The sequence below is a fragment of the Kribbella sp. ALI-6-A genome (assembly GCF_001984195.1).
Classification (GTDB): Bacteria; Actinomycetota; Actinomycetes; order Propionibacteriales; family Kribbellaceae; genus Kribbella.
In genome coordinates, this window is the sequence record NZ_MTQN01000012.1 from 546,306 (window position 1) to 568,603 (window position 22,298).

General features: G+C 68.6%; 25 protein-coding genes and 1 riboswitch. Of the genes, 16 read left to right on the forward strand and 9 right to left on the reverse strand.

Translation table 11 applies throughout. From position 1 onward, the window contains the following. Positions 1-9: 9 nt before the first annotated feature. Positions 10-393 carry a hypothetical protein gene (locus BWI15_RS29145; protein WP_143465949.1) on the reverse strand — a complete coding sequence of 128 codons (384 nt, stop codon included), beginning with the start codon at positions 391-393 and terminating at the stop codon, positions 10-12. A 509-nt stretch (positions 394-902) separates the two neighbouring features. Between BWI15_RS29145 and BWI15_RS29150 the strand changes: the two genes are divergently transcribed. Both BWI15_RS29150 and BWI15_RS29155 read left to right on the forward strand, forming a co-directional pair. Next, positions 903-1,973 (forward strand): helix-turn-helix domain-containing protein, encoded by a 1,071-nt coding sequence (locus BWI15_RS29150; protein ID WP_143465951.1) that lies wholly within the window; start codon positions 903-905, stop codon positions 1,971-1,973. Further along, a complete protein-coding gene (locus BWI15_RS29155; RefSeq protein WP_077017752.1) occupies positions 1,970-3,202 on the forward strand; it encodes a hypothetical protein in 1,233 nt (410 codons plus the stop codon). Before BWI15_RS29150 ends, BWI15_RS29155 begins: the two co-directional genes overlap by 4 nt. Here BWI15_RS29155 and BWI15_RS29160 read toward each other — a convergent pair. Next, entirely contained in the window at positions 3,106-3,618 is a 513-nt protein-coding gene (locus BWI15_RS29160) for a GNAT family N-acetyltransferase (protein ID WP_077017753.1), read from the reverse strand. The genes BWI15_RS29155 and BWI15_RS29160 overlap by 97 nt on opposite strands. Positions 3,619-4,047: 429 nt before the next feature. On the opposite strand from BWI15_RS29160, the gene BWI15_RS29165 reads away from it, so the two are divergent. Next, positions 4,048-4,563 (forward strand): hypothetical protein, encoded by a 516-nt coding sequence (locus BWI15_RS29165; RefSeq protein ID WP_143465953.1) that lies wholly within the window; start codon positions 4,048-4,050, stop codon positions 4,561-4,563. Positions 4,564-4,886: 323 nt separating this feature from the next. On the opposite strand, the gene BWI15_RS29170 is transcribed toward BWI15_RS29165, so the two are convergent. Next, positions 4,887-5,735, reverse strand: a complete 849-nt coding sequence (locus tag BWI15_RS29170; protein WP_202817759.1) for a carbon-nitrogen hydrolase family protein — start codon at positions 5,733-5,735, stop codon at positions 4,887-4,889. A 437-nt stretch (positions 5,736-6,172) separates the two neighbouring features. On the opposite strand from BWI15_RS29170, the gene BWI15_RS39020 reads away from it, so the two are divergent. Beyond that, the gene (locus BWI15_RS39020) at positions 6,173-6,697 is read left to right on the forward strand and encodes a hypothetical protein (protein WP_077017756.1); all 525 of its coding nucleotides are present in this window, start codon (positions 6,173-6,175) and stop codon (positions 6,695-6,697) included. A 172-nt stretch (positions 6,698-6,869) separates the two neighbouring features. Here the strand turns inward: BWI15_RS39020 and BWI15_RS29180 are convergent, their stop codons facing one another. After that, positions 6,870-7,193 (reverse strand): immunity 53 family protein, encoded by a 324-nt coding sequence (locus BWI15_RS29180; RefSeq protein ID WP_077017757.1) that lies wholly within the window; start codon positions 7,191-7,193, stop codon positions 6,870-6,872. Positions 7,194-7,292: 99 nt separating this feature from the next. On the opposite strand from BWI15_RS29180, the gene BWI15_RS29185 reads away from it, so the two are divergent. From BWI15_RS29185 to BWI15_RS29205, 5 genes are all read left to right on the forward strand, one after another. Next, entirely contained in the window at positions 7,293-8,147 is an 855-nt protein-coding gene (locus tag BWI15_RS29185) for a TolB family protein (protein WP_077017758.1), read from the forward strand. 41 nt (positions 8,148-8,188) lie between these two features. Beyond that, entirely contained in the window at positions 8,189-8,698 is a 510-nt protein-coding gene (locus BWI15_RS29190; RefSeq protein WP_077017759.1) for a GNAT family N-acetyltransferase, read from the forward strand. Positions 8,699-8,707: 9 nt separating this feature from the next. Further along, positions 8,708-8,998, forward strand: a complete 291-nt coding sequence (locus BWI15_RS29195) for a DUF6247 family protein (protein WP_077017760.1) — start codon at positions 8,708-8,710, stop codon at positions 8,996-8,998. Beyond that, the gene (locus BWI15_RS29200; protein ID WP_143465955.1) at positions 8,995-9,240 is read left to right on the forward strand and encodes a type II toxin-antitoxin system RelE family toxin; all 246 of its coding nucleotides are present in this window, start codon (positions 8,995-8,997) and stop codon (positions 9,238-9,240) included. The genes BWI15_RS29195 and BWI15_RS29200 overlap by 4 nt, the downstream gene beginning before the upstream one ends. 124 nt (positions 9,241-9,364) lie before the next feature. Further along, the gene (locus tag BWI15_RS29205; RefSeq protein WP_237771510.1) at positions 9,365-9,868 is read left to right on the forward strand and encodes a class I SAM-dependent methyltransferase; all 504 of its coding nucleotides are present in this window, start codon (positions 9,365-9,367) and stop codon (positions 9,866-9,868) included. Here the strand turns inward: BWI15_RS29205 and BWI15_RS29210 are convergent. Further along, a complete protein-coding gene (locus BWI15_RS29210; protein WP_077017762.1) occupies positions 9,857-10,732 on the reverse strand; it encodes an aminoglycoside phosphotransferase family protein in 876 nt (291 codons plus the stop codon). The two genes, BWI15_RS29205 and BWI15_RS29210, sit on opposite strands and share 12 nt — an antisense overlap. A gap of 23 nt (positions 10,733-10,755) precedes the next feature. After that, positions 10,756-12,183: an MFS transporter gene (locus tag BWI15_RS29215; protein ID WP_077017763.1), complete on the reverse strand. Its 1,428-nt coding sequence runs from the start codon at positions 12,181-12,183 to the stop codon at positions 10,756-10,758. A gap of 85 nt (positions 12,184-12,268) precedes the next feature. On the opposite strand from BWI15_RS29215, the gene BWI15_RS29220 reads away from it, so the two are divergent. Then, positions 12,269-12,949: a TetR/AcrR family transcriptional regulator gene (locus tag BWI15_RS29220; RefSeq protein WP_077017764.1), complete on the forward strand. Its 681-nt coding sequence runs from the start codon at positions 12,269-12,271 to the stop codon at positions 12,947-12,949. After that, on the forward strand, positions 12,946-13,524 hold the full coding sequence (locus BWI15_RS29225; protein ID WP_077017765.1) for a GNAT family N-acetyltransferase: 579 nt from the start codon (positions 12,946-12,948) through the stop codon (positions 13,522-13,524). The genes BWI15_RS29220 and BWI15_RS29225 overlap by 4 nt, the downstream gene beginning before the upstream one ends. 130 nt (positions 13,525-13,654) lie before the next feature. Here the strand turns inward: BWI15_RS29225 and BWI15_RS29230 are convergent, their stop codons facing one another. Then, on the reverse strand, positions 13,655-14,017 hold the full coding sequence (locus BWI15_RS29230) for a YciI family protein (protein ID WP_077017766.1): 363 nt from the start codon (positions 14,015-14,017) through the stop codon (positions 13,655-13,657). Between the two features lie 179 nt (positions 14,018-14,196). Between BWI15_RS29230 and BWI15_RS40630 the strand changes: the two genes are divergently transcribed. From BWI15_RS40630 to BWI15_RS29245, 3 genes are all read left to right on the forward strand, one after another. Further along, entirely contained in the window at positions 14,197-16,017 is a 1,821-nt protein-coding gene (locus BWI15_RS40630) for a choice-of-anchor Q domain-containing protein (RefSeq protein ID WP_083751092.1), read from the forward strand. 18 nt (positions 16,018-16,035) lie between these two features. Then, on the forward strand, positions 16,036-17,004 hold the full coding sequence (locus BWI15_RS29240) for a pyridoxal-phosphate dependent enzyme (protein ID WP_077017768.1): 969 nt from the start codon (positions 16,036-16,038) through the stop codon (positions 17,002-17,004). Positions 17,005-17,240: 236 nt separating this feature from the next. Beyond that, a riboswitch (cyclic di-AMP (ydaO/yuaA leader) is annotated at positions 17,241-17,432 on the forward strand. Further along, positions 17,432-18,277, forward strand: a complete 846-nt coding sequence (locus BWI15_RS29245; RefSeq protein WP_077017769.1) for a C40 family peptidase — start codon at positions 17,432-17,434, stop codon at positions 18,275-18,277. It overlaps the preceding riboswitch by 1 nt. 139 nt (positions 18,278-18,416) lie before the next feature. On the opposite strand, the gene BWI15_RS29250 is transcribed toward BWI15_RS29245, so the two are convergent. Next, complete coding sequence (locus BWI15_RS29250) at positions 18,417-19,073, reverse strand: response regulator (protein ID WP_077017770.1); 657 nt, start codon at positions 19,071-19,073, stop codon at positions 18,417-18,419. Next, a complete protein-coding gene (locus BWI15_RS29255) occupies positions 19,070-20,281 on the reverse strand; it encodes a sensor histidine kinase (RefSeq protein ID WP_077017771.1) in 1,212 nt (403 codons plus the stop codon). The genes BWI15_RS29250 and BWI15_RS29255 overlap by 4 nt, the downstream gene beginning before the upstream one ends. Before the next feature lie 143 nt (positions 20,282-20,424). On the opposite strand from BWI15_RS29255, the gene BWI15_RS29260 reads away from it, so the two are divergent. Together BWI15_RS29260 and BWI15_RS29265 are read left to right on the forward strand one after the other, a co-directional pair. Beyond that, positions 20,425-21,312 (forward strand): ABC transporter ATP-binding protein, encoded by an 888-nt coding sequence (locus BWI15_RS29260; RefSeq protein WP_193432203.1) that lies wholly within the window; start codon positions 20,425-20,427, stop codon positions 21,310-21,312. 27 nt (positions 21,313-21,339) lie between these two features. Next, positions 21,340-22,167, forward strand: coding sequence for an ABC transporter permease (locus BWI15_RS29265; protein ID WP_077017773.1), 828 nt, complete (start codon positions 21,340-21,342; stop codon positions 22,165-22,167). Positions 22,168-22,298: the final 131 nt, after the last annotated feature.

The following is a 22,298-nucleotide window of genomic DNA, read 5'->3' on the forward strand; positions in this document are numbered from 1 at the left end:
CGGGTGGTCTCAGGGGCGGAGTTTTCCGAACAGCAGCCGGCTCAGCAGTGCGACCAACACGAATGCGATCAGGCCTGCGACAGCGACCACCGAGACCACGCAGGCTGCGTTGGTAGCCAGTGTCAGCTTGGGGGTGGTCTTGGTGAAGCCTTCCGTCAGCAGTGCGAGCGCGGCGAGCATCAGGAAGCCGGCGGCGGCGAACCCCAGCACGACGAGATGGTGCCCGCCGAGTGTGGCGGTGGCCGTCAGCCGGGATGACTGGTCCAGCCACGGGCCAAAGGTGTGCATCCAGACAACCGCCATCAGGTCCGCGGCCATCAGGGCCCACATCCCGAAGACGGAACGAGAGGCAATGTATGTGGCTGTGTTGTGCCGCGGCATGCGTTGCAACATGGTCACCACCTCCGAACTACTTCCACGGAGACTCCAGCTCCCGGCAGGGTGATCTCGCGGTCTCGACGCTGAGGACGAGCTGTCGCCTGGCGGTGCTGGTCAGTGCAGACGTGCGGACCATCGAACGCTGACAAGCCAGCGTCGGTATGGACTTGGACGGAGGCGCCACGAGAATGGCGTCGCTCGAGATTCAGGGTGGCCTGCGGGCGGATGTGCGGACGGATCCCAAGAGCGCTCGCACGTGGCTGTTGAGTCCCGTCGTCTCCTCTACCGTCAATCACTTACTTCACCGTGAAGCCAGTGGATGATCTGTAATTACAGTATAGCGCCGTGTAGTTCAGGGCAATACCGTGAACTCGCTTGAGCTGAACCGTAACCTTTCGCTCCCGTGAGTCGTTGAGGTTTCCGGAGCGATCGACGGATGCTGTGTACTACAGGTGATTTCAGGTGTAGACATGTATACGGTTACCGGACGCGTGGGCGTGTCGGTCGACGACACCCGGGAGTGAGTGATCTTGGCCCCCACACCAGAGGCCGCACGACTTGCGAGGAAACTTCGCGACCTCCGTACGTCGCATGAGTCGAAGCTGACTCAAGCGGATCTGGCGCACGCGTTCGGGCTTTCGGTGGCGGCCATCAGTTCCTGGGAGTCGCGGACCAACCCCAAACCTCCGCCGGCCGACCGGCTCCGCTCCTATGCGCTGTTCTTCTCCTCAGATCCAACGAGAACTGAGCCCCCGGTCACCGAAGACGATCTGACCGCCGACGAGCGAAGCCGCTTCGAGGATCTCCACGAGGAGCTTGACGCATTACGCGATGCGGTCAATGCCCCGAGCAGCCCAGGCGAATCCGCGCCCAGCGAGCTCTCGACCTGGACCTTCGACGGCGATCCGATCACGATCATCTGTCCCGAGGCACCGTTGGCCGAGCGGCCTCCGATGGCGAACGAGAAGAACCCGAACTACACACGGATGTTCCGGTACGCCGATCTGGATGCCCTCATCGAACTGTGGGGGCACATCCGTGCGTGCAACCCCACCGCGAGCGTCGTTCATCGGCTTCCTTCTGAAGTTGTGTCTGATGATCTGTCCGGCCACGTAGTGGTGCTGGGGGGCGTCGGCTGGAACCGGGTGATGCGGCGCATGCTCAAGACTCTGCGCGAGATGCCGGTGTCCCAGGTCGAGGTCGACGATCTGAAGACCGGGGAAATCTTCCGCACCAGCGGTGCTGACCAGCGCGAGTACCGGCCGGTCTGGGACGACGAGGCGGACAGCGGCCGTGAACTGCTCGAAGACGTCGCCCTGCTGGCCAGGGTTCGAAATCCTTACAACCACAGCCAGACTCTAACCATCTGCAACGGCATTCACAGTCGCGGCGTCGTCGGCGCGGTCCGGGCTCTGACCGATACCGCCGTACGGGAAGGCAATGAGGCATTCCTCGCCAGCCGTTTCCCAAGTGGAGAGTTCGCGTTGCTGCTGAGGGTGCCGGTCCTGAACGGCGAGGCACTCTCACCCGATCTCGAGATCGACTCGAACCGGCTCTACGAGTGGTCTCCGAAGGACGAGGCCACCTCCGCATGAGCAACGGCACCAAACATGTGGCGTCGCACGCCGCACTCCTGCGCGACGTGTCCGCCGTGGCGCCGTCGCCGACGAACAGCGGACTGGATGCGATCGTCGTACCGGCGTCCCGGCCGAATCTGCAACGGCTCATCGGACTGTCCGCGATGCTGTCCGTACCCCTCGTGGTGCTGTGCAGCCGGCAGGCGAAGGCAGAGAGAGTCGCTGAGCGGGTCGAGGCCACGTTCGGCGCACGGGCGCTGGTCGTCGACGTGCCTCACGATTATCAGCTGCTCAGGCATCACCACCTGACCTCCGACAAACCCTTCTTCGTCGCCAGCGCCGAACGTGTGAGCGACCTGAGCATGAAGCGCAACATCGGTTTGGTGCTGGCCCGCCTTCGCGGCTGGAGCAAAATCCTTTTCGTTGACGACGACATCCACCAGCTCAGTCCACGCGACGTCCTGCGCCTCTCGGGCTCTCTTGATCGGAATCCCGTTGCGGCGATGGCCAGCAGGTACTTTCCCGACAACTCGGTGGTGTGTCACGCGCGGCGCCTCGCTGGCCTCGGGCAGGACGTGTTCGTGAGCGGCGCCGTGCTCGGTGTCAACACACAGCATCCGGCGGTGTCGTTCTTTCCCGATGTCTACAACGAGGACTGGTTCTTCTTCGCGCAGCATGCCGCGGCGCGCTCGTTACCGAAGATCGGAGAAGCACGGCAGGACGAGTACGACCCCTTTGCGGATCCCGAGCGAGCGGCTCGCGAGGAGTTCGGTGATCTCTTGGCGGAGGGCCTGTACGCGTTGTTCAGCGATACGCCTGGGTGGGAGCTGAAAGATCAATTGAAGGTCGCGACCAGCACGCATCATTGGCGACTCTTCATCGAAGATCGGTACGTGATGATCTCAGAGACCCTCCGCCAACTCTCAGCAGTGCAGTACCGAACCGAAATAGCACTGTCTTCGGCACAGAAATCGCTGCGCAGGGCCAAACTGCAACTGGACCAGATCAATCCTGAACTCTGCGTCGACTTCATTCAGCGGTGGCGAGTCGACCATGAGAGCTGGCAGGAGGTCATGCCGCGAAGGGGCACCGTTCTCAGCGAACGCGAGGCACTGAACGAGCTCGATCTCACGACCTGGATTTCCTGTGGCTACGGCAACAGCCCGCGGTCGGCGGGATCGGGAATGCCTTCTTCGGCCAGCTTCAGCCGCTCTTCCGATCGCCCGAAAGCGCCAGCCGGCGTTTGACGCTCGCCGGTGGTTTCGAAACCCAGGTGCTCGTAGACCTCCCGCGCCAACTCGTTGCCGTCGAGGACCCAGACGAACCAGTCGCGGACGTCCGGCTCCAGCTCGACAAGGTAGGCGAGCATCGCCCTGAGGACGCCTTTCTCGCGGTGCTCGGGATCGACCCACACTGATTCGATATGCCTCGAGTACGGCGGCTGTTCGGAATCCTGGTTCGAACAAGCGATTCCGATGACCTGTCGGCCTGTGCGGGCGACCACCCAGACATCCCGCGTGCAACGGCCGCGCCAGTGCGCTTCGTCGCCGGCTCTTCCGGTGTCGGCCTTCGACAAGAATGCGTCCGGCGATTCCTCGAGGGCGCGCAGCCGAAGGTCCTGAAGGAGCTTCCAATCGTCCTCAGTCAGCACTTCGACGTCCAAGATCTCCCCTCTCTTGGCGCAGCGGTCCCAGTCTTGGCCATTCGGAACACACCGGCAATCGCGCACTGAGTGTCGGGCGGGGTTCCAACTTCCGATCACAGCTTTCTCCGGCGGTCAGGGAGGAGGGGTTGGATTCCGGGCGGTCGGTGAGGTTGGCTGAGCGGTAGGTGGCCACGGGGTTCTAGCGGGGCGCGGCAGTGGCCGCGGGGCATGAGGTTTGGGGTCTGGCAAGCTGCGGGGGTGGAGGCGTTGGAGGGGCACGAGTGGTTGTTCGGGTTGGTGGATGGCGATCCTGGGCGGCGGTTGGCTGCGTGGAAACGGCAAGCTGGCCTTTGGGAGGAATGGTCTGACGCGCTGCGGCGGTCGAACGCGTTGTATTTCCAGAATGGGGGGAGTTTTGATTTTTCGCGGTCGATGAGGATGGCGTCGATGTACGAGCAGGCGCAGGCCGACCAGAAGGACGCGATCGATCAGACGCTGCACGGTGTGGCTGGGGAATTCTGTGTGGCTTGCTGGTATCCGGATCGTGACGAGAGGGAAACCGCGCCGTACGCGGTGCTGTACCTGAGGTGTGAAGCCGACTTCCCGGACGAGTGGCGGGCTGCGTCGCCCTGGTCGCCGTGGGGGGTGAAGCAGCAGATTCTGCGCGGGTTCGTCAAGGTGGGACCGGTCGGGCAGGAACGGGCGCTGACCGACCTGGTCGTGGACGCGGTCGGTCGTCCGCAGCGGTGTGAGGATGGCTGGTACGCCGCGTTGGCGCGGCATCTCGACGGGCCGGACTTGCGGAGTCGGCTGGCGGAGGCCGAGGAGTCGGATGATCCGGTGGTGCGGCTGCGGGCGGGCTACGTCTACAGGGTGCTCGACGATCGGAGCATGAAGGTGACTCTGGCCAGCTGGAAGCGCTGGGTCGCGTCCGCTGAGGTGCCGAGAGGAACGGCAGGGTAATCGGCGAGATCGGCTGGGCTTCACTCAAGCATGCCGTCTCGCAGGTGTTGAGGGGTGCGGCGTGGTGGAGTGGCGTTGACGTCCGAGGCCCCGGGCAACGAACGCCGCCAGGAGGATCAAGATGGGGAGCAGCATCCGCGCGCCCTTCCTCTGTAGGGCAGGGGAAGGATAGGGAGCGGAAGGGAACGCGGAGCGAACGGCGCGCGCCGGCCCGGAGGCAGGAGCGCGTCCGGACCGGCGTACGGGCCGTTGATGACTCAGGCAATTCGCCGACTGCCTACGAGCCGAGGACGGCAGGGGTGGAGGCGGGGTCGGCGTACGGGTTAAGACGTCACGCGGGCTCGGGCTGCTTGGCGCCAGGCTCGGGCTGAGTCGTTGAGGGCGTTGTTCTTGTGAAGGTCGTAGGTGGTGACGGCGGAGGTGGCGTCAGTGGGGCATTGGGTGACCCATTGGCCCGCGGAGTTGAGGATGCCGGCGGTGGTTTCCGGGAGGTCTGGGTTGGTGGAGACGGCGAGGCTTAGCCAGTAGTGATTGATGGCGGCGTTGGCGGGGGCTACCGCGGCGACCGCGTCCTGGCCGGCGGTGAGGCCGGTGGTGGCGTAGGAGAGGAGGACGGCGTCCACGTCGCGGCGTACGTAGTCGATGAAGATTTCGGGGATGTGGGCGTCCATGCCTACGGCCAGACCGAAGCGGTAGCCATCGAGGTCGAAAGTGATCGGCTTCGTGCCAGGGGTGTACATGAAGTTGAGCTTGGTGGTGGAGAGGGTTCGTTCGTCGTAGCGGGTGACCCGTTTGCCGTGGTCGTCGAAGACGTAGAGGGAGTTGTGGGGGCGGGCGTCGCGGAGTTGGTGGAGCGATGCGATGGCGGTCCAGATGCCCAGGTCGGCGGAGAGGGCTGCGATGCTTGCCAGTTCGGCGTCGAGGACCGGCCACTGGGCCTTGGTCCAGTCGGCGGGGCCGACCTCGTCGGGGCCCAGTTCGGACATGACGTACTTGCTGGGGAAGCAGAGGGCGCCCTCCGGGAAGTGGACCAGGCGGGCGCCCGCCTTGGCGGCCTGCTTCATCTGGGTGCGGACCTCGGCGCCGCTCTCGCGGAGGGCGGCAGGGTCGGTGGGGTCCTGGCGGACCGTCGACTGGGCGACGGCGATGCGCAGGGTGGTGGGTTCCGGCATGTCTTCTCCTGAGGGAGTCGGACGGAAGTGCCGGAGGGCAGTCGTGTAGGACTCGCCGGTCTTGGCCGCGCGGGCGCGGACCCGGCGTTTGAGATTCCTGTGCGCTGTCATCTGGCCTTCCACGCACTCGTCCGCGATCCCCCAGCGATCCCGTCCGAGGCGGTCGACCAGGACGAGCGGCCCGAGATCATGGATCCCTTTGCCTTCTGAGGGTGGACCGGGCTGGGGCCGGTCGACGAAGGTTGGGCGCGGGCCGCGCCGGAGCCATATCTCAACAGACGACGGGCGGGATCGTCAATCGGCGACTCGCCGGTTCGAGACGTCGGTGATCGGCGTACGGCGAGGTGGTGTTGCGGGCGGCAACGAGTCGGACGCGGGGAAATCCGCGGGACCGGTGGGGCGGGCGCCGGTACGGTTCGAGGGTGGATGGGTCGGGCGTGAGGGTTCCGGTGCTGGTGCTGAGTGGGCCGGTGGGGGTCGGCAAGACGACGGTGGCGCATGAGATGTTCGATCAGCTGAGCGGGCGGAACGTCGCGCACGCGGTGGTCGATCTCGACGCGCTGGGGATCTGCTGGCCGTACGGCGAGGGCGACCCGTTCAACGAGCGGATGGCGCTGCGGAACCTGGCGGCGGTGTGGGCCAACTACGCGGCGGCCGGGGTGGACCGGCTGGTCGTCGCTCGGGTGGTCGAGGCTGCGGAGGACCTGGCGGGGTATGCGGAGGCTGTTCCGGGCGCGGAGATTCGGGTGTGCCGGTTGACGGCTGGAGATGACGCTTTGCGGGAGCGGGTGAAGAAGCGGGAAGTCGGGTCGTCGTACGAGGCGTTGGTACGGCGGTCGGTCGAGCTGGCGGAGAGCCTCGAGCGGTCGGGCCCGGCGGATTTCACAGTGGCGACCGATGGGCGGACGGTTTCGGCGATCGCGGACGAGGTACTGCGGAAGGCAGGCTGGGGCGCGGGGTAGGTTGCTGGGCTGGAGTTGTTCGGGGGTTCTTGGGCGGCGGTGGCAAGGGTTCTGGCGATCGACGCTCAGGACGTGTTGATCACGTTGGTGAGGCCGGCCGATCACGTCGTGCTGTTGCAGAGTTGTTGCTACAGGCAATTATCGGAGCTGCAACCGGCGTCTCGGCCGGTGATCAACGGTTGACGGCCCAGACGCGGAAGTGGTGGAGGGCCTCGGCGAGGTTCGTCGGGCCGCAGGCGGCGTGGAACTTGGCGCCTTCGGTGTAGGTGACGCACCAGTCGTCGTCGCTGCGGTGGACCTCGCGGCGGGTGTAGGTGGTCGGGTCGAGGGCGGTTTCCGCCACGTCGATCGCGACCTGCCAGCCGGGGTTGTCGAGGGTGTCGATCGTGATTCCGTAGCTGTGCTCCCAGTCGCCGTTGCACTGGGCGACGTACCAGGACTGAAGCCAGGTCCAGACGTCGGGGCCGTCCTCGGCGTACGGGAAGTTGTCAGTCACGGGACGAGCGTACGGACGGGCGATCGGTGCCGCTCGGGATTTGTCTCGGGTGGGTGCCGAGGCTGTGGGCACCACCCCGAAGGCGGGTAGGTTTGCGGTATGGCGCGGCGACTTCGGGCAGGGCAGCGGGCTGAGGTTTTTGTGGTCGACGTGCGGACGGGGGTGAGCCGGCTGGTGTTCGCTTCCGACGAAGTGCTGGTCGAGGCACCGAACTGGACGCCGGACGGGAAATGGCTGGTGGTGAACGGCGACGGGTTGCTGTTTCGGCTGCCGGTGAATGGTGGGGAACTCGAAGAGATTCCGCTCGGTGGGGTGCCGGAGATCAACAACGATCATGTGGTGAGCCCGGACGGGGCGACGGTTTACGTTTCGGCGGAGGACGGGCATTTGTACGCCGTACCGATGGCGGGCGGCGAACCGCGGCGGGTGAGCAACGACCGGGGTGACGGGTTCCGGCATTACCTGCACGGGATTTCGCCGGACGGGGAGACGTTGGCCTACATCGGGATGGATGCGGCGCGGACGACGAATGTGTGGACGATTCCGGCCGGCGGTGGGGTTGACGTCCAGGTCACCGATGACGAATTTGCTGATGACGGATGTGAGTTCGGACCAGATGGGTCCATCTACTTCAACTCCGAGCGAGCCTCGACCGCGCCGGGGCATGCGCAGTTGTTCCGGATCGCGGGTGAGACCGTCGAGCAGTTGACCGACGACGAGCGGGTGAACTGGTTCCCGCATCCGGCGCCGGACGGGTCCGCGATCGCGTACGTGAGTTTTCCGCCGGGCACGCTGGGGCATCCGGCCGACGTCGAGGACGTGCGGGTGCGGCTGCTCGAGGGCGGGCGGATCCGGGAGATCGCGACGGTGTTCGGCGGGCAGGGCACGATGAACGTGCCGAGCTGGTCGCCGGACAGCAGTGCGTTCGCGTACGTCGCGTATCCGGTCGAATAACTCCTTCGCGTACGGCGCGGGGCGGGTTGTAGGTTCGCCGCATGGTGTCGGTGGAACGGCTCGGGGCCGAGCACGCGGACGAGCTGCTGCGGTTCGAGCGGGAGAACAGGGCGTACTTCGCGCGGGTGATTCCCGACCGTGGTGACGAGTACTTCGCGGAGTTCGCCGAGCGGCACGCGGCGTTGCTCGCGATGCAGGACGCCGGCACGGACCACTTTCACGTGCTGGTCGACGACGGACGGATCGTCGGGCGGGTCAACCTGGTCGACATCAAGGACGGCTCGGCCGAGCTCGGCTACCGGATCGCGGAGTCGGCCGCCGGGCGCGGGCTGGCGACGTGGGCGGTTCGGGAGGTCGTCAGTACGCCGTACGGGCTGAGGCAGATCACCGCGCGGACCACCGTCGACAACGTGGCGTCCCAGAAGGTCCTCGCCCGCGTCGGCTTCACTCGCACCGGGGAGGTCGAACTGAGCGGAAAACCTGGTTACAGCTACGTCCTGCCGATTGATCCTGTGGACAAGCTAGCGCACCAGGGTGCGGCTAGCGGTTAATCTGACGTCATGACTGCGCAGCCGGTTCAGGGACCCGGGGACGACCCCGCGGAGATCCTCCGCGTGCTGCCCCAGCGATGGCACGAGCAGTTCCTGAGCGAGTACCACCAAGCGCTGGACGCGGCACACGAGGTCTGGCGGTTCCGCCAACTGCGTGACGTGCTGCACTTGTGGCACCTCAGAGCGGTCGCGTATTCACAGCCGGAGTTCGACGAGGCGGCGGCCGCTGCCCGGGAAAGCCGGGACGAGGAGTTCGTTCCCGCCGAGAAGGTCCTGCCGGGCTGGGCCGACAGGACGTGACTTATCGCGTGGAGTTCCACGCGACCGCACTCGCTCAGCTCGACGGACTCCCGACCGAGGCCTTCGACGCTCTGGTGCGGCGCGCGACCGAACTGGTCTCCGCTCCCTGGGACAGCCTGCCGCTGAGCCCCGAGGAACCGGCATTCCGGCAGACCACCTTCCATCCTCTCGGTCTGCTCTCCTTCTACCTCGACGCGGACCGCGAACTGATCCGAATCTTCGACGTCACCTGGGTGGGATGACCACCGCCCCATGACCGTGCGTGGTGTCATGGACCGCATGGGTGTCGTGGACGAAGTACTGACCAAAGGTTTCGGGCGGCCCGAAGGAGCCTGGGGGCGCTTCGGTGGGTGGTTGATGGCTCGGATGAACGGAGCGACCGAGAAGTACCTGGTGCAGATGGCCGGGTTGCAGGGCAAGGAGCAGGTGGTGGTGCTCGGGCCAGGGCCTGGGGTGGGGTTGCGGGCCGCGGCTCAGTACGCCGGGGTGGTCGTCGGGGTGGATCCCTCGCAGGAGATGTTGCTGGCGGCCAAGCGGCGGTGCCGGGAGCTGGTGGAGTGCGGGAAAGTGGAGCTGATTCACGGCGAGGCGGCGGACACGCATCGGCCGGAGCGGTCGGCGAGTGTGGTGATGTCGGTCAACAACGTGCACCTGTGGCCGGATCGGGCGGCTGGGTTCGCGGAGATTCACCGGATCCTGAAGCCGGGTGGGCGGTTGCTGATCTCGGTGCATGCGAAGTGGGCGCCCGACGGACTCGCGGAGGAGGTCGCCGCGGCGGGGTTCGGGGACGTGGTGAGCAAGCAGTGGCGGCCGCCGGCGCGGGGTGCCGGTACGGCGTTGATCGTGAAGGCGCACAGGTCAGAGCAGTAGTTCGGCGATCCGGTCGGCGAAGTCGATGCCGAGGCGGGGCTGGTTGTGCAGGCGTTCCCAGAGGGCCGAGCTGACGGCTCGGGCCTGGGTGGCCCGGCGGGCGAGCTGAGGGTCCACCTCGGCGGCTTCGCTGAAGGCGTCGAGGCGGCGGTGCAGCACGGCGGCGAGATCGCCGGCGAGTTCGTCCGGGCGGTCGCGCACGATGGTGGCCGCGTCGTACGCCGCACTGCCGGCCAGGCCTTTCGGGTCGATCGCGAGCCAGGGCTCACGGTCGGCGCGGAGGATGTTGGCGCAATGCAGGTCGCCGTGCAGCATCGTGTCGGTGGGGTCGTCGGCGAAGACGTCGATGGTTTCCAGGGCGGCGTCGATCACCCTGCTTGGCAACGGATTGCCGAGCTCTTTGCTCTGAGCAAGCATCTGCTGCCGCCAGCCCGGCGAGAGGGAGGACAGCCGGGTGATCTCGGGAGGAGCAGGGACGGCGAGGCGCTGGGCGAGACGGCCCGCCACCGTCCACACCTCCGTTGCGCTGGACAACGTTTCGTGCGACGCACGTTCCAGCAGCACCACAAAGGCGTCGTCGTCGCGCTCGAGAAGGCGGATCGCACCCCGCCCGTTCCACGCCGCCAGAGCGAACGGCTCGCCACGATTGCCAGGATGCGGAAACGACAGCTTCAGTACGACGGACGCTCCGTCGCGCGTGGCGGGCACGATCAGCGCGACCTGGCCGTGCAGCGCCGGACCGTCCGGGACACAACGCCATCGCCCGAGGTAGTGCTCGGTGAGGCCGGGGAGTTGTTCGATCCAGCTCCGGCCCGGAGCACCCTCTCGGGCGATGGTCTGCGTGGCGAAGCTGGTGGGGATCACCGCGCCACGCTAAGCGACTCGGGTCACGCAGCGGCGGCGGCCTCCGCGAGCTGCTCGGCGGTGGGCTGGATCTGCGGGGTCACCATCGTGACCACCACGTTGGCGACCGCGAACAGTGCGGCGATCAGCATGCCGCGCTGGAAGCCCTCGACCAGCGCCTGCTGCTGGGCGATCCCCTGGGTCAGGGCGTCCGTCGTACGGGTGACGGACAGGGTGGTGACGACGGCCAGCCCGAGCGCGCCGCCGACCTGGTACATGGTGGTGACGGCACCGGACGCCGCGCCGGCCTCGTGGTGCTCGACCTCGGAGACGGCGGCGATCTGAGCCGGCACCCCCACGCCGATGATGCCGACGCCGAACAGGATGAGGCCGGGCAGCAGCTCACTCGTGTACGCGCCGCCGGCGTCGGCACGGGACAGCAGGAACAGCCCCACCAGGCTGAGCACCGAACCCCCGAGCTGGACGGTCCGAGTGCCGACCCGCTGGACCAGTTGCGACGCGGCGACGGCACCGATGATCGCGGCGAAGCCCATCGGCAGGAAGTGCACGCCCGCCTCGAGCGCCGAGTCGCCGCGGACCTGCTGCAGGTAGATCGCGGTCAGGAAGAACATCGACAGGAAGCCCGCGCCGTTCAGCGCCAGCGAGACGCTGGAGACGCTCAGCGCGCGGGACCGGAAGAGCCGGAGCGGAACCAACGGTGCCTTCGATCGCGCTTCGACCAAAACGAAGGCCGCGAGCAGGACCACTCCCCCGATCAGGAAGCCGAGCACCTCGACCGAGCCCCATCCCTTCGGCTCCGCCCGGACCACGGCGTACACGATCGCCAGCAGACCGCCTGTCCCGAGAACAGCGCCCGCGGTGTCGAAGCCGCGCGGCCGGTCCTGGTTGTGCCGGGTGTCGGGCACGAAGACCGGGATCAGCGCGACCAGCGCGAGCACGATCGGCACGTTGACGAAAAACACCCACTGCCAGCTGAGCTGGTCGACCAGTACGCCGCCGGCCACCACCCCGAGGGTGCCGCCGAGCCCGGCCAGGCCGCCCCAGACGCCCATCGCGATGTTGCGTTCGCGGCCGTGCGCGAAGGTCATCGTGAGGATCGCGAGCGCAGCCGGGGAGAGCAGAGCACCGCCGAGCCCCTGGACCGCGCGGGCCCCGATCAGGAAGCCGGGCGACGTCGCCAGCCCGGCGATCAGCGAGGTGACGCCGAACAGCAGCAGTCCGGCGACGAAGACCCGGCGCGGACCGAGCAGGTCGGCCATCCGCCCGCCGAGCAGCAGGAAACCGCCGAAGAGCAGGGTGTAGGCGCTGATCACCCACTGCAGGGAGTCGGGCGAGAAGCCCAGATCGGCCTGGATGTCGGGCAGCGCGACGTTCACGATCGTGACGTCGAGCACCACGATGAACTGCGCCAGGGCGAGCACCGCCAGGGTGGCCCAAGGACTGCGTCGCATGGCGACTACCTCACAAGTCTACGTTGTATGTATACGTCGTAAGCGGACGCCGTAAACGTACGGTCTACGGTGTAAACTTGTCAATATGCCCACGCTCAGCAAGGAGAGTTCGCGGCGGCTCGACCCGGCCAAGGTCGTCGACAGCGCGTTGCAGGTCGCCGACACCGAAGGGCTCGACGCGGTCACCCTTCGGCGGATCGCGCAGCTGCACGACGTCACGCCGATGGCGCTCTACCGGCACTTCAGCGACAAGAGCGAGCTGCTGGCCGCGCTCGGCGACCGGCTGCTCGCCGACATCCGCCTGCCGGAGCCGTCGGACCGGCCGTGGGACGACCGGCTGCGCGAGATGCTGACCGCCTTCGTCGATGCCCTGCGGCCGCATCCGAGGGTCGCCGGACTGACGTTGACCCGGATCCTGATCGCTGAGCCCGGCCTGGAGCTGGGCGAGCGGACGATGGAGCTGCTCGTCGAGGGCGGCTTCGAGCCGAACTTCGCGGCCGAGGTCGGGCGCCAGTCGATCTGCACGCTGATCACGCTGGTCACCGCCGAGCCCGGCGCCGGCGAGAGTCCCGAACCGGCCGCGCGCGAGCAGTCCCTGCGACTGAAGCGCGCCGCGCTCGGCGCTCTCGATCCGAAGCGCTATCCCCTGATCACCAGCACCGCGGATACCCTGATCTGCCCGACCTCCACCGACCAGTACTACGCCCTCGGCATCGACCTGGTCGTCGCCGGCATCCGTGGCGTACTGACCACTCAGGACTCATGACCACCTCCACGCTGACCTACCTCGAACAGACCAGTCCCGCGGACCTGCGCCCGGCGAAGGAGCCGCAGGAGCCGGTCGACGTCAGACGAGTCGAGGAGGTCTCGCCGGAGTTCGCCCGGTTCCTCTACGCCTCGGTCGGCGGCGACTGGCACTGGACCGAGAAGCTCACCTGGACCTGGGACCGCTGGATCGAGCACCTGACCCGCCCGGCCTTCGAGACCTGGGTCGCGTACGCCGGCGGCGTACCGGCCGGCTACATCGCGCTGAAGGGCGAGGGCAGCGAGATCGAGGTCGAGAACTTCGGGCTGCTCCCCGGCTTCTTCGGCCGGGGCATCGGCGGGCATCTGCTCACCGTCGGGCTGCAGCAGGCCTGGTCGTTCCCGGCGCGGCACCCCGAGCTCAGCGAGGTCACTCGCGTCTGGCTGCACACCAACACCCTCGACGGTCCCAACGCACTGGCGAACTACAAGGCCCGCGGCATGCGGCCCTACAAGACAGAGCAGGAAGAGCGCCCGGACGCCGATGGACCGCCGCCGGGTCCGTGGCCAGGGGCCAACCGTTCAGCTGCTCGGTGAGCTCGGCGAGCTGATCGGCCAGGACCAGCGGCCGGTCGGCAGACAGTCCGGCGGGCGGACGGTCTGACCCGAGCAGACGACTTCCGACGGCAGGGCACCCGCGAGGGTCCCTGCCGTCCGTCGTCGCAGCTCAGTTGCCGAGCTCGAAGACCACCTCGCGGACCTCGACGCCGAGGCCCTCGATCCCGGCGTCCGGGATCATCGCCGCCAGTTCCTCGGCCCGCTCGCGGGACGCGCAGTCCAGCAGGTAGTAGCCGGCCAGGAACTCCTTCGCCTCCACGAAGGGCCCGTCCGTCACGGCCGGTACGCCGTCGCGGACCTTGACCACCGAGGACTTGGCCGGCTCGGCCAGCGCGACCGTGCTGTGGAACTCACCGGACTCCTGCACGGTCGCCAGGAACTTCTCGTGCCCGCTGAAGATCGCCTGCTGCTCGGCCTCGGTCAGGGCGTTCAGCACGTCGGGATTGATGTTCAGCACCACCAGGTACTTCACGGTGTCTCCTCTGGTCCCGGCTCCCCCGATGGGAACCGCTCGTCATCAGTACGGAGCCGTCCCGTCCGTCTTGACATCGCGATGCTACGAACTCTGGCGGCCACTGAGGCGTTGTGGGACGGTGAGGTCTCGGAAAGCCGGTTGCCGGGGGGAACCGCGCACGGCTTGGGGGAGTGCTCATGCGTCGCGTCGTTTTGTCCTGTCTGGTGCTTGTTGCCGCGGTTCTGGTTCCGGCCGGCCGGGCGCAGGCCGCCACCATCACCGTCACAACCACCGCGGACGTCGTCAACGGCGCCGACGGGTTGACCTCGCTGCGGGAGGCGGTCAGCGCGGCCAACGCGGCCGGCACTCCCACGACGATCACGCTCGCGCCGGCCGCGTCGTACGGGCTGAGTCTGTGTGGTGACGACGACACCAACGTCGCCGGCGACCTGGACAGTACGTCGGCGCAGCCGCTCACCCTCGACGGCAACGGGGCGACGATCGACCAGAACTGCGTCGGCGAACGCGTGCTCGACACGGTCGACTCGGATGGCTCGATCGCCTTGCAGGCAGTCGTTCTGACAGGCGGGGACGACGTCGACGGGGCCGCGCTGCGCCACAACGGCGACGCCTCGCTCACCGGTGTCACGGTGACCGGCAACAACGCCGGAGCCGGCCGAGTGCTTGCCAGCCCGCTCGGTGGCGCAGTGCTCGACCTGACCGACTCCACCATTCACGCCAACACCGGTACGGGCGTCGGGCTGTCGCTCGGCACCGTGCACGTCACCGGGACGACCATCTCGAACAACACCGGTCGCGGAGTCGGTCTGACCGACGGAGCCCTGACGGTGACCGGGTCGACGATCAGCGGCAACGGCAGTGACGGCGTACGGACGACTGGGCAGGGATCTGGGCTGTTCGCTCTCACCGGTACGACGGTGCACAACAACGGTGGCACCGGCGTCATCTGCTCGGCCTGCGGCGACCTCACCATCACCGGCTCGACCATCACCCACAACCACCCGGCGGGAACGAGTCAGGGCGGCGGCGTACAGGTGCTGTTCGACCAGGACGAACCTGACGACCAGCCGGTCGTGACGGTGACCGAGTCGACGATCTCCGGCAACTCCCGGACCGGTGCGGGCGGCGGCCTCGCCACCGGCATCATCGAGAACAGCGGCGGCCCTCCCCCGGCGCAGATCGTGGTCGTCCGCTCCACCATCAGCGGCAACTCGGCCGCCGGTGTCGCGGACAGCCAGGGCGGCGGCATCGCCGCGCTGACCGGCGAGGTGCGGGTCGACAACTCGACTGTGACGGGCAACAGCGCCGACGCGGCGGGCGGCGGCATCTACACGCTCGAGCACGACGTACATCTGCGCCACGCAACGGTTTCCGGCAACACCGCGGGCGGCGTGGGACGCAACGTCGCCACCAATGCCGGGCTGCACACCTTCGGCTCGATCCTGGCCGGCGGTACCGGCTCCAGCGACTGCGGCATCGAGCTGGCGACCACTTCGACCGGCTACAACCTGGACGGCGACGGCAGCTGCTCACTGGCCGGTCCGGGCGATCAAAGCAACGTCGGCAGTCCGCAGCTGGCCGCGCTGGCGAGCAACGGCGGTCCCACCCAGACCATGCTCCCGCTGGCCGGCTCACCGGCGAACGGACTGGTCCCGGCAGCCGCGTGCACTGTACTTACTACGGACCAGCGCGGAGTGGCTCGGCCACAGGGAACCAACTGCGAAGCGGGAGCTGCCGAAGTGGCCGAAGCGCCACCAGCTGTTGCCTGCACCCAGACCGGTACGAACGGAAACGACCTGCTGATCGGTACGCCGGGCAACGACGTCCTGTGCGGCCTGAACGGCGACGACCTGTTGATCGGTGGCGGCGGCAAGGACGTCCTGCGCGGCGGCAAGGGCAAGGACCTGCTGATCGGCGGGACCGGCCAGGACGTGCTCGACGGCGGGCCGGGAAAGGACCTCTGCCTCGGGATCGGAGACACCCGAATCTCCTGCTAGAGCGATAGATTCGGGCCCATGCTGACCCTTGACGACGTACTGGCCGCGGCGGACCGGATCGAAGGGGCGGCGCACCGGACGCCGGTGCTGACATCGCGCACGCTGAACGAGCGGGTCGGCGCCGAGGTGTTCCTCAAGGCGGAGAACTTCCAGCGGATCGGGGCGTTCAAGTTCCGCGGCGCCTGCAACGCGGTCAGCCGGTTGACCGCGGCCGAACGCGCACGCGGCGTCGCGGCGTACTCGTCCGGGAACCACGCCCAGGCCGTCGCGCTCGCGGCCGCGCTGGCCGGGACGCGCGCGGTGATCCTGATGCCGGCCGACGCGCCGCCGACGAAGGTCGCGGCCACCGAGGGGTACGGCGCGGAGGTGGTCCGCTACGACCGCTACACCGAGGACCGGGCGGCGCTGGCGGCGAAGCTGTCGCAGGATCGCGGGCTGACGCTGATTCCGCCGTACGACCACTACGACGTGATGGCCGGGCAGGGCACGGTGGCGCTCGAGTTGATCCGGGAGGTCGGCCCGCTCGGCGCGCTGCTCGTCCCGGTCGGGGGTGGCGGGCTGATGGCCGGCTGTGCGACCGCCGCGACCGCGTTGTCGCCCGGCATCCGGATGATCGGCGTCGAGCCGGCCGCGGGCGACGACCACGCCCGCTCGCTGGCCGCCGGGCACCGGGTCGAGATCGAGGTGCCGCGCACGATCGCCGACGGGCAAGCGATCTCGTCGCCGGGCGAGCTGACCTTCGCGGTGAACCAGCGGCTGGTCGAGGCGTTCTCGCTGGTGTCCGACGACGAGATCCGGGCGGCGATGGCGTTCGCCTTCGAGCGACTGAAGATCGTGCTCGAGCCGAGCGGTGCGAGCGCCCTGGCGGCACTGCTGGCGGGCCGCGTCGAGGACCTCCCGGACCGCGTCGGTGTCGTGCTGTCCGGCGGCAACGTGGGCCTGCAGAGGTTCCAGGAACTGCTCGGCGAAGGGCAGCCTGAGCACTGACTGTGCGCGTTGTCACACAGAGCAACTTCGTACTGTGACGCAGGTCACAAAAACCGCTCTGCGGCCGCCTGAAAGCCGCTCAGACACGCTCAGGACACCTGATGTTCAGCCGAGGTTGCTGACCCGTCAGAGACCCACTGAGGGGCTTTCAGAAGGGTCTCTGTGGATTTGAGGGTTTGCGTCGTGACCGTCCTGTTATACAGTCGTCGGCGGTTCGACAAATACTTCGAACTGCATGTGTGTCAACGCCGAGCCCTGCCAGGCACACATGTTCCCCTCGAACACCATGGCAGGGGTGGGGGACCCAGGATGTTGGGTCCCGGCTGTGAGTGGCCGGGTCCCTGGGGTGAAGTCCGCGGGAGCGGACCGGGCGATCGACTTCCAGCCCGAACCCGACAGCTAACTCCGCAGGCGTCGGGAGACAACCATGCCCGTCACTGTCCGACGGACAGCGCTTCTGCGCGCCGTCACCACGAGCGAATCCAGTACCCGGCCGACCGGACGGACGCTGGCCAAGCACCGCAAGACCAGCAAGTCCCCGGCCCCGCGGGCCGCGGCCGCCGTCCTCACGGTCGGCCTGGCCGTCTCCGGTGGAGCGGCGCTCACCGTCGTGGCCCCCGCCGACACCGCCCACGCGGGAACCTCGAAGACCACCTCGGCCGCCTGGGCCCGGGGCAACAAGCCGATCAGCACCAAGCCGCTGCTGCGCTACGCCGACGCCGGCTCGGCCGTCCGCTACGTGCAGCGCTCGCTCGACGTCCCGGCCGGTGGCTGGTACGGCTCGGCGACCCGCACCGCGGTGGCGAACTTCCAGCGCCGGGTGGGCCTGCCCCGCACCGGCACCATGACCGTGAACACCTGGCGCTCGCTGTTCTACGCCGCCAACCACGGTCTGCTGCACCGTGGCTCCGGCAAGGCGACGACCTTCCAGGCCAAGGTGCTGCGTGAGGCCGCGAAGCTCAAGGGCACGCCGTACCGGTACGGCGGCACCACCCCCAAGGGCTTCGACTGCTCCGGCTACACCGGCTACGTCTACAAGAAGGCCGGCAAGAAGCTGCCCCGCACTTCGCGCCAGCAGTACAGCGCCACCAAGCACCTGAGCCGCAAGGCCGCCAAGCCGGGCGACCTGGTGTTCTTCAAGAGCGGTGGCGGCGGCGTCTACCACGTCGGCATCTACGCCGGCAGCAACATGCTGTGGCACGCCTCGAAGCCGGGCCGCCCGGTCGCGAAGGCGAAGATCTGGAGCTCGAACGTGGCCTTCGGCCGCGCCTGAGGCTCCAGGCCGGGTCACTCCCGGTCCAGCCCGTCAGCGAGACCGGCCTCCCCCTCCGGTCGCTGACCTGAAACCGGTCGTGCGTCGCCGCCCCCACCCCTCCGGCGGCGCACGGCCGGTTTCCTCTGTGTCCTGACTTCTACTGGTCCAGCAGTCCCGCGTCGTGGGCGAGGATCGCGACCTGGACGCGGTTGGTGGCGTTCAGCTTCACCAGCACCCGGGAAACGTGCGCCTTCACCGTCGCCTCGCTCATGAACAGCGTCTTGCCGATGTCGGCGTTCGACAGTCCGTGGGCGACCGCGGCCAGCACCTCGCGCTCGCGGTCGGTGAGCGCGGTCAGCCGCCTCCGCGCCTGCCGCTGCCGGTCGGTCCGCGGATCCGCCGCGAAGTGCCCGATCAGCCGCCGGGTCACCGCCGGCGACAGCATCGCCTCCCCGTCCGCGACCACGCGAACCGCCTGGACCAGCTCGCGCGGCGGGGTGTCCTTCAGCAGGAACCCGCTCGCTCCCGCCTGCAGGGCCCGGAACACGTAGTCGTCCAGGTCGAACGTGGTCAGCACGACCACCTTCGGCGGATCCGGCAGGGCCTGGATCTCGCGCGTCGCGGCCAGCCCGTCCAGCCGGGGCATCCGGATGTCCATCAAGACGACGTCCGGCTGGTGCTGCCGGACCATCGCGGCGGCGTCCGCGCCGTCCTCGGCCTCGGCGACCACCTCGAGGTCGTCGGCCGACTCCAGAATCATCTTCAGCCCGGCCCGGACCAGCGCCTCGTCGTCCACGATCAGCAGTCTTGTCATCGTTCTCCTTCTCCGCCGTCCGACCAGGGCAGCCAGGCCTCGACCTGCCAGCCGCCGTCCTGCGTGGGCCCGGTGGTCAGCTGTCCACCGGACAGCGTGACCCGCTCACTCAGTCCGACCAGTCCGGCACCGGAGCCCGGGAGAAGTGAACCAGCCGCGACCGGCCGCACGTTCCGCACCCGGACGGTGACGCCCTCGCCCTCGGCGCCGCGGACGAGGACCTCGGTGGTCGCACCCCGGGCGTGCTTGTGCACGTTGGTCAGCGACTCCTGGACGATCCGGTAGACGGTTCGGCCGACCAGCGGCGGTACGCCGTCCGGCAGGTCCAGCTCGCTGCGCACGTCCACGCCCGCGGCTCGCGAGTCGTCGACCAGCCGGGCCAGGTCGGACGCCTTCGGCACCGGAGCCAGGTCGGCGCCGTCCAGGCTCAGGTCGGTTCGCAGTACGCCGAGCACCTCGCGCAGGTCCTCCATCGCCTGGCGGGCGGTCTGCCGGATCAGCCCGGCCGAGCTCTCCACCTTCTCCGGACCGACCGCGGGGTTCACCTCCAGGCCGCCGGCGTGCAGCGCGATCAGCGACACCTTGTGGGCGAGCACGTCGTGCATCTCCTGGGCGATCCGCGCCCGCTCGCCCAGCTTGGCTTGCTCGGCTCGCAGCTCACGCTCGGCCTCGGCCCGCTCGGCCCGGTCCCGCAGGGAGACCATCAGGTCGCGCCGGGCGCCCACGTAGGCCCCGACGGCGACCCAGCTGCCGACCAGGAACGGCCCGGTGAACAGCAGCACGTACGGGTCGGTGTTCTGCTGCCAGGACGTCGCGACGTACGCCGCGTAGCCGGCCAGACTGAGCACGGCCAGCCAGACGTCCCGGCGCCGGATCGCCAATGTCAGCAGCGCCAAACCCATCGGCACGAAGATCTGTGCACTCGCCATCGCCAGGATGCCGATGATGGTCACGGCGATCGGGTAACGCCGTCGCCACCACAGCACGAGCGAGGCGACCACACCGATGCCCAGCACGACCCAGCTCTTCGTGATCCAGCCGGCCCGGCCGCCGGTACCGGCCGCCTGGGCGACGATGGTCAGCAGACTGAAGCCGATGTACATCAGGTCGCGCAGCCGCGGGGCGTGCCGGACGAGCCAGTCGTACCACCGGCGGAACCAGCGGTACGGCCGGCGGAGCCAGGCGAACCACCGGCGCGACCGTTGCACTCCGTCAGCCTAGTCGCGCTGCGTGCTGTCTTTCGTCCCCCTTCCGGGGGTCCTCCCGGCGCGTTTGCGGCGACTTTCGTAGGGGGCCGGTCGAGACGGTCGGTCGATGTGGCGCGGGGGTGCGGCGCGGAACAGTGGTGGCCATGATCACCGTCGAGAACCTGAGCAAGCGGTACGGCAGCACCACGGCTGTCTCCGACGTCTCCTTCACTGTCGAGGCCGGCAGCATCACCGGCTTCCTCGGCCCGAACGGCGCCGGCAAGTCCACCACGCTGCGCATGCTGACCGGGCTGACCCCGCCCAGCGCGGGGACCGCCACCATCGCCGGCAAGCGGTACGCCGACCTGCCGAACCCCGGCCGCGTCGTCGGCGTCATGCTCGACGCGGCGGCCCAGCACCCGGGTCGCACCGGCCGGGAGACGCTGCAGCTCAACGCGAGCCTGCTCGGCGTCCCGAAGAGCCGGGCGGACGAGATGCTGGACGCCGTCGGCCTGACCGGGGCCGCGAAGCGCCGCGTCGGGCAGTACTCGCTCGGTATGCGGCAGCGGCTCGGCATCGCCAGCGCGCTGCTCGGTGACCCGGCCGCCCTGATCCTGGACGAGCCGGCCAACGGCATGGACCCGGAGGGCATCCGCTGGATGCGCGGCCTGCTGCAGGACTTCGCCGCCCGGGGCGGCACGGTGATCCTGTCCAGCCACCTGCTGGGCGAGGTCCAGGCGACCGTCGACCGGCTGGTCGTCATCGGTGGCGGCCGGATCGTCGCCGACGGCTCGCTGGCCGAGCTGCTGTCCGGCAGCGGCACGCTGGTGCGCGGCCTCGACCCGGTCGGCCTGAACCAGGCCCTGACCGCGGCCGGCCTGAGCCTGGAACCGCTGCACGACGGCGCCCTGCGCGTCGACGCCACCGCCGAGCAGGTCGGCCGTGCGGCCGCCGCGGCGGGCCAGATCCTGATCGAGCTGCGCGAGAGCGACAGCGCCGGCCTGGAGGAACTGTTCTTCCAGCTGACCACTCCGACCGCCGTCGCGGCCTGATCACCACTTCCACCGGGAGCTTCTGACATGACTGTCACCGACGTCACCACCCCGACCGCCGCCGGGACGAACCCTGCGGCAGCCGGCAAGCACCGGGCCGCCGTAGGGTCCAGCCTGCCGCCGGCCACGGGCCAGCCCTTCCTCAAGCTCGTCGCGATCGAGCTGCGCAAGTCCGTCAACACCCGCAGCGGCCGGGTGCTGATTCTCGGCATCCTGGCCGTCGCACTGGCCGCGCTGGCCTGGCAGCTGACGCATCTGCCCAACGGCCCGGTCGCCTTCAACGACAACCTGATGGCCGCCTCGACCGGTGTCCAGCTGCTGCTGCCGGTGATCGGCGTGATGGCGATGACGAGTGAGTGGACCCAGCGGACCGCGCTGACCACCTTCACGCTGTCGCCGCGCCGGGTCCGCGTCCAGCTGGCCAAGTTCGTCGCGGCGATCGTGCTGAGCGTCGTCGTCCTGACCGTGACCAGCGCGCTGGCGCTGGGCGCGACCGCCGTCGGCGGTGCGGCCGGTGGCGACGGAGCGACGTACGCCGGACTGGGCGGCTCGCTGGCCGGTGCCTACCTGGCCAACGCGCTGAACGTGGTGATGGGCGCCGCCTTCGGCGCCGTGATCGCACAGACCGCCGTGGCCATCCTGGTCTTCTTCATCGCGCCGACCGCCTGGTCGCTGGCCGGGCCGGCGCTGTTCAAGGACAACGCGGACTGGCTGGACGTCTTCGGCGCCTTCGGCCGGATCGCGGCGCGCGATCTCGGCGGGATGCTGCCCGAGACGCTCACCGCGATCGGGGTCTGGATCGTGCTGCCGACGATCGTCGGACTGTGGGCAAGCTCACGTCGCGAGGTGAAGTAAGCGGCGCTCACGAGCGCAAAGACGCGGTGGGCTCGGCTGGTTCGAGGGGACCAGCCGGGCCCATCGGCCTGTCATCGGAGGTCTGGAAGTGTCCGAGCAGGGGGCGGTGCGTGTGTCGATCCCCGGGGCCG

Excerpts from the sequence above, each read along its gene's own strand:
- BWI15_RS29145 (WP_143465949.1), bottom strand. The coding sequence starts at position 393 with ATGTTGCAACGCATGCCGCGGCACAACACAGCCACATACATTGCCTCT.
- BWI15_RS29155 (WP_077017752.1), top strand. The coding sequence starts at position 1,970 with ATGAGCAACGGCACCAAACATGTGGCGTCGCACGCCGCACTCCTGCGC.
- BWI15_RS29165 (WP_143465953.1), top strand. The coding sequence starts at position 4,048 with ATGTACGAGCAGGCGCAGGCCGACCAGAAGGACGCGATCGATCAGACG.
- BWI15_RS29170 (WP_202817759.1), bottom strand. The coding sequence starts at position 5,735 with ATGCCGGAACCCACCACCCTGCGCATCGCCGTCGCCCAGTCGACGGTC.
- BWI15_RS29185 (WP_077017758.1), top strand. The coding sequence starts at position 7,293 with ATGGCGCGGCGACTTCGGGCAGGGCAGCGGGCTGAGGTTTTTGTGGTC.
- BWI15_RS29190 (WP_077017759.1), top strand. The coding sequence starts at position 8,189 with ATGGTGTCGGTGGAACGGCTCGGGGCCGAGCACGCGGACGAGCTGCTG.
- BWI15_RS29195 (WP_077017760.1), top strand. The coding sequence starts at position 8,708 with ATGACTGCGCAGCCGGTTCAGGGACCCGGGGACGACCCCGCGGAGATC.
- BWI15_RS29205 (WP_237771510.1), top strand. The coding sequence starts at position 9,365 with ATGAACGGAGCGACCGAGAAGTACCTGGTGCAGATGGCCGGGTTGCAG.
- BWI15_RS29215 (WP_077017763.1), bottom strand. The coding sequence starts at position 12,183 with ATGCGACGCAGTCCTTGGGCCACCCTGGCGGTGCTCGCCCTGGCGCAG.
- BWI15_RS29220 (WP_077017764.1), top strand. The coding sequence starts at position 12,269 with ATGCCCACGCTCAGCAAGGAGAGTTCGCGGCGGCTCGACCCGGCCAAG.
- BWI15_RS29225 (WP_077017765.1), top strand. The coding sequence starts at position 12,946 with ATGACCACCTCCACGCTGACCTACCTCGAACAGACCAGTCCCGCGGAC.
- BWI15_RS40630 (WP_083751092.1), top strand. The coding sequence starts at position 14,197 with ATGCGTCGCGTCGTTTTGTCCTGTCTGGTGCTTGTTGCCGCGGTTCTG.
- BWI15_RS29240 (WP_077017768.1), top strand. The coding sequence starts at position 16,036 with ATGCTGACCCTTGACGACGTACTGGCCGCGGCGGACCGGATCGAAGGG.
- BWI15_RS29245 (WP_077017769.1), top strand. The coding sequence starts at position 17,432 with ATGCCCGTCACTGTCCGACGGACAGCGCTTCTGCGCGCCGTCACCACG.
- BWI15_RS29250 (WP_077017770.1), bottom strand. The coding sequence starts at position 19,073 with ATGACAAGACTGCTGATCGTGGACGACGAGGCGCTGGTCCGGGCCGGG.
- BWI15_RS29260 (WP_193432203.1), top strand. The coding sequence starts at position 20,425 with ATGATCACCGTCGAGAACCTGAGCAAGCGGTACGGCAGCACCACGGCT.
- BWI15_RS29265 (WP_077017773.1), top strand. The coding sequence starts at position 21,340 with ATGACTGTCACCGACGTCACCACCCCGACCGCCGCCGGGACGAACCCT.